The organism is Plasticicumulans sp., from assembly GCF_035331805.1.
GTDB lineage: Bacteria > Pseudomonadota > Gammaproteobacteria > Competibacterales > Competibacteraceae > Plasticicumulans.
Genome location: NZ_DAOLKE010000273.1, coordinates 1 through 4,850, shown reverse-complemented (window position 1 = coordinate 4,850; position 4,850 = coordinate 1). Strand labels below are relative to the sequence as shown.

Sequence of the window (4,850 nt, the reverse complement as noted above, 5' to 3'; positions counted from 1 at the left end):
CGACATCCACGAGGAATACCGGCTGCTCGGCAGCGCGACGCAGCCGCAGACTGGGCCAGGCGCAGGCTCGCTGTTCGATCTGGTCGGGCGCGTGCGCGACGGAAGGTGATGCGTCCCGGCACGCTCGCCACGGCCGCACGGACGGCGGCTTCCCGCAGATGTGCCCGCCTCACTTCTTCGGAATCACGACCTGTTCCCATGCGCCCTGATCCGCCACCAGCCGCGTGTACAGCGTGTTCGAGTACGTGAACTTCGCATCGCAGAACAGCGCGGCACCGAACACGGTGCGCAGCCACTTGCCTTCGGAGTTCTCCGGCGTGGCCAGTACCCAGTCGGCGCCGAGTTCGGTCAGTACCGTGATCCAGACGGTTTCGACCGGCAGTTCCTCCAGCTTGCGCCAGTCGGGCTTCTCGTCCTTGCTGCCGGTCGTGTCCGGTGGCTTGCGCAGTTCGGCAACCGGCCCGACGTTCGAGACACCGATGCGCGAACGCTCCTTGACGGCGAGCTTGTCGTGCGGCTTCGCGGCCATGTCGCGGCGCTTGAGCAGGTATTCATGGCACTGGACCAGCAGGTCCTTGTTGTCGAACACCGCGGCACGCAGCAGCGTCGCCTGCCAGGCGGCGATCACGAACGCGCAGCAGGTGGTACCGCGCTTGCGCGTGAAGGCGCCATCGATGCGCGTCGCCCATTTCACGACACGAAACAGCGCGTCGTAGCCAAACGGCGGACCGTCGGTGTGCTGCTTCTGGTCGAAGCCGAAGCGCGACAGGACGGCGCTGCCGCGGGCGCTGTCGTAACCGGGCAGGCTCGGCCCCTTGCTGACCGATTTGATCCAGCCACGCGCCGTGGTGACGATGGCGCCGGGCTCCACATCCGGCAGCTTGGTACGGAAGGCGTAAATCTCGCTCGCCGTATTCGTGTGATTGGTGATCGCATCCTCGGTCGTGCCGGTCTGTTCGTTGACGCAGTGCACGATCCTGCCGTTGCCGCTCGACAGCGCCGTATGCCAGCCACCGTCGATCCATTTGAACAGCACGATGTCACCGGCACGCAGCGGGCTCAGATCAAAGGTCGGCATGCAGGCGACTCCGGTGGCAGCGGCAGATGAACGAGCCTAGCTGCCGCCGCAGCCGACTGCGCGTGCCCTACGCTTGCCGCAATACAGAAGGCGCCGCCACGCAGCGGCGTCCGCATCCGAACCACCACGGGACGAACAGCGGGGAGTCGCGCCATGCGCATCGGCGTACCGAAAGAGATCAAGGTCCATGAATACCGCGTCGGACTGACGCCCGGCAGCGTGCGCGAACTGCTCGCGCACGGGCACAGCGTCATCGTCGAGACCGGCCTCGGTGACGGCATCGGCTGTGACGATGCGAGCTACCGCTGCGCCGGCGCGCTCGTCGTCGACACGGCCGAGGAAGCCTGGACGCGCGCCGATCTGGTCGTGAAGGTCAAGGAGCCGCAGCCGGCCGAAATCCGCTGGCTGCGCGAGGGCCAGGTGGTGTTCGCCTACCTGCATCTGGCGCCGGACCCGATCCAGTGCCGGCTGCTGATGGAATCGGGCGCCGCCGCCCTCGCCTACGAGACCGTCACCGACGCGCACGGCGGCCTGCCGCTGCTCGCGCCGATGTCGGAGGTCGCCGGGCGCATGGCGCTGCAGGCCGGGGCGCACTGCCTCGAAAAGACCTACGGCGGCCTCGGCATGCTGCCCGGCGGCGTGCCGGGCGTGCCGCCGGCGAAGGTGACGATCCTCGGTGCCGGCACGGTCGGCGCCAACGCCGTGCGCGTCGCGGTCGGCATGGGCGCGCAGGTCGCGGTGCTCGATCGCGACATCCACCGGCTGCGCGCGCTCGATGCCGAATACGGCGGCCGGGTCACGACGGTGTTCTCGACCCGCGACACCATCGAGCGCCACGTGCTGAACGCCGATCTGGTGATCGGCGCGGTGCTGGTGCCGGGCGCGCAGGCGCCGAAGCTGGTCGGGCGCGAGCTGGTCGCGCGCATGCGCCCCGGCGCGGTGCTGGTCGATGTCGCGATCGACCAGGGCGGCTGCTTCGAGACCTCGCACCCGACCACGCACGCCGAACCGACCTTCGTGCACGACGGCGTCATCCACTACTGCGTCGCCAACATGCCCGGTGCCGTGCCGCGCACCTCGGCGCTGGCGCTGAACAACGCCACGCTGCCGTATCTGCTCGCGCTCGCCGACCGCGGCTGGGTCCGCGCGCTCGGCAACGACCCGGGTCTGCTGAACGGCCTGAACGTCCTGCGCGGCCGCGTCACGCACCGCGCCGTCGCCGAGGCGCTCGGCCACGACTACCACCCGGCCGGCGATCTGCTGGCGCTGTGATCCGCTGCCGCCAGCGGCATGCCGGCGACGACTCCGGCACGGCACGGCCATGGACGGCGGCAGGGCAGCCGTCCGCTCCCGGAAATCCCGGCAGGCGCAAGCGCTTCCGGCACCCGGAAATCCGGGAATGAAACGGTTGTTTCAAGCCGAAATCATGCAGTAAAAATAAGGCAATAAGGCTCCTCACAGCGGGCGGCGGCTCCGGTCCCGGCAGCGGTCGCTCCGTCCGGCAGTCCCTCCACGCTCCTGCCTTGCCCTGCCCTGCGGAAGGATGCCGACATGCCGCTGACCGATTACGTGCCCGATTTCCGGTCACCGATCCCGCGTGGCCGGATCGCCAGCACGCTGATGCTGCTGGCGTTCTATCTGCTCGCCGCCGGAATCGGCCTGCGCCTGCAGGTGTACTACGGTGCCGTCACGCCGCTGTGGCCGCCGTCCGGGCTGGCCGTCTGGATGCTGTGGCGGCGCGGGCTCGGGCTGGCACCGGTGATCCTCGGCGGCGAGTGGCTGGTGGCGCTGTGGCTCGGTCAGGGCTGGCAGGCGCAGATCCTCGGGCCGCTCGCGCAGCTCGTCGAAGCCATGCTGGCCTCGATGCTGCTGCGGCTGGCGCGGCTGCCGGCCCGGCCGCTCGACACGCTGCACGGGCTGCAGCTGTTCCTGCTCGATGCCGTGCTGCTGGCGCCGATGCTGGCAGCCGCCATCGGCACCTGGGGGCTGTATCTGACCGGTGCGACCGGCGACGGGCCGCTGTACGAGACCCTCCTGACCTGGTGGACCGGCGATGCGCTCGGCATTTTGATCATCACGCCGCTGCTGCTCGCCTGGTGGCCGCAGCCGGCGCGCAGCACCGTCGCGCAGGCCGCGGCGCTGATGATCGCCACCGGCATCGCGGCGCTGGTGGTGCTGATGCAGGCCCCCGAACAGCGCACGATGCTGTTCTTCCTGCTGCTGCCCTTCGTCGCGATCGCCGGGCTGCTGCGCGATCCGGCGGTCGTGACGCTGACGATCCTGATGCTGGTGGTGCTCGCCCTCGGCCTGCAGGCCATCGCCATCGGACACCCCGATGAATTCGTCAAGCACGTGCGCCTGCTGTTCATCGGCACCGTCGCTGCCACTGGCTACATCGTCTCGGTGCTCGCGCAGCGCCTGCACCGGCTGGCGAACACCGATCCGCTGACCGGACTGCCGAACCGGCGCCGCTTCACCGAACAGCTCGAAGCACTCGCCGCCCGCCCCCGTGGCCGGCGCCATGCGCTGCTGTATCTCGACCTCGAAGCCTTCAAGCTCGCCAATGACACCTGCGGCCACGCGGCCGGTGACCGCCTGCTGATCGAAGTCACCGGGCGAATGCTCCGGCGCAAGCCGGCGGCGGCGACGCTGGCGCGCATGGGCGGGGACGAGTTCGTGCTGCTCGCCCCGGATCACGACGCGGATGAGGCGAGCGCACTGGCGCACCGGCTGCGCGAGGCGCTGGCCTCGAAACCGTTCACGGTCGGCGAGCGCAGCTTCGGCATCGGCATGCGCATCGGCATCGCCCCCTTCGGTCCGCGCAGCGAAAGCCCGGAGGGCGTGCTGGCGCGTGCCGATCTGGCCTGCGCAGCGGCGCGCCTGCACGGCGGCGTGCGCGTCTCCGGCCCCGACGACGGCGCGCTGCTGCGTCATCAGGGCGAGATCGCACTGCTCGAAAGGCTGCGCGCCGCGTTCGGCAACGGCCGGCTGCGGCTCGCCTGGCAGCGCCTGGACCCGCTGCCCGGTCGCGAGGACGGCCGCGCGCGGCGCGAGATGCTGCTGCGCCTGCTCGGTGACGACGGACACCCGCTCGGCCCGGACACCTTCCTGCCGGTCGCCGAGCGCTACGGCCTGCTGCCGCAGATCGACCGCTGGGTGCTGGCCAGCACCTGCCGCTGGCTGAGCACGCAGGCCGACCCGCGCCTGCAGTGCTACGTGAACCTGAGCGCGCAGACGCTGGCCGAGAGCGGCTTTGCCGACTGGCTGAAGGCGCTCATCGCCGGCCACGGCCTGGACCTCGGCCGGCTCTGTCTGGAGATCACCGAGCGCCACGCGCTCGAACGCTTCGAGTTCGCCCTGCCGGCGGTGCGCACGCTCGCCGCCGACGGCTGGTGCTTCGCGCTCGATGACTTCGGCGCCGGCGTCGCGAGTTTCGGCTATCTCGCCGATCTGCCGGTGCAGGTGGTCAAGATCGACGGCCGGCTGGTGCGCGACTTCGAAAGCGACCCGATCAGCCCGGTGATCATCGAGGCCCTCTGCCGCCTCGCCCGGCTGCGCGGCCTGCGCGTCGTCGCCGAATGGGTCGAGGACGCCTCGCTGCTGCCGGCGCTCGCCGCGCTCGGCGTCGATGACGTGCAGGGCTTTGCGCTGCACCGGCCGGAACTGCTGGCCGAAGCCGCCGCCGGCGACAGCCCGGCTTCGGCTCCGGCCGCCTGAGGCCCGGCCTCAGGCCGCGAACGCCGCCCCGCAGGCACCGCTGATCGCCGCCCAG

3 protein-coding genes are annotated in these 4,850 nt (G+C 70.6%); 2 read left to right on the top strand and 1 reads right to left on the bottom strand.

Going from position 1 to position 4,850, the window contains the following annotated elements; translation table 11 throughout:
* Positions 1 to 169 precede the first annotated feature (169 nt).
* The gene (locus PKE44_RS15070; RefSeq protein ID WP_324552641.1) at positions 170 to 1,078 is read right to left on the bottom strand and encodes a hypothetical protein; all 909 of its coding nucleotides are present in this window, start codon (positions 1,076 to 1,078) and stop codon (positions 170 to 172) included.
* Positions 1,079 to 1,231: 153 nt separating this feature from the next.
* On the opposite strand from PKE44_RS15070, the gene ald reads away from it, so the two are divergent.
* Positions 1,232 to 2,350 carry an alanine dehydrogenase gene (gene ald / locus PKE44_RS15065; RefSeq protein ID WP_324552639.1) on the top strand — a complete coding sequence of 373 codons (1,119 nt, stop codon included), beginning with the start codon at positions 1,232 to 1,234 and terminating at the stop codon, positions 2,348 to 2,350.
* Positions 2,351 to 2,629: 279 nt separating this feature from the next.
* Positions 2,630 to 4,795 carry an EAL domain-containing protein gene (locus tag PKE44_RS15060; RefSeq protein ID WP_324552637.1) on the top strand — a complete coding sequence of 722 codons (2,166 nt, stop codon included), beginning with the start codon at positions 2,630 to 2,632 and terminating at the stop codon, positions 4,793 to 4,795.
* Positions 4,796 to 4,850: the final 55 nt, after the last annotated feature.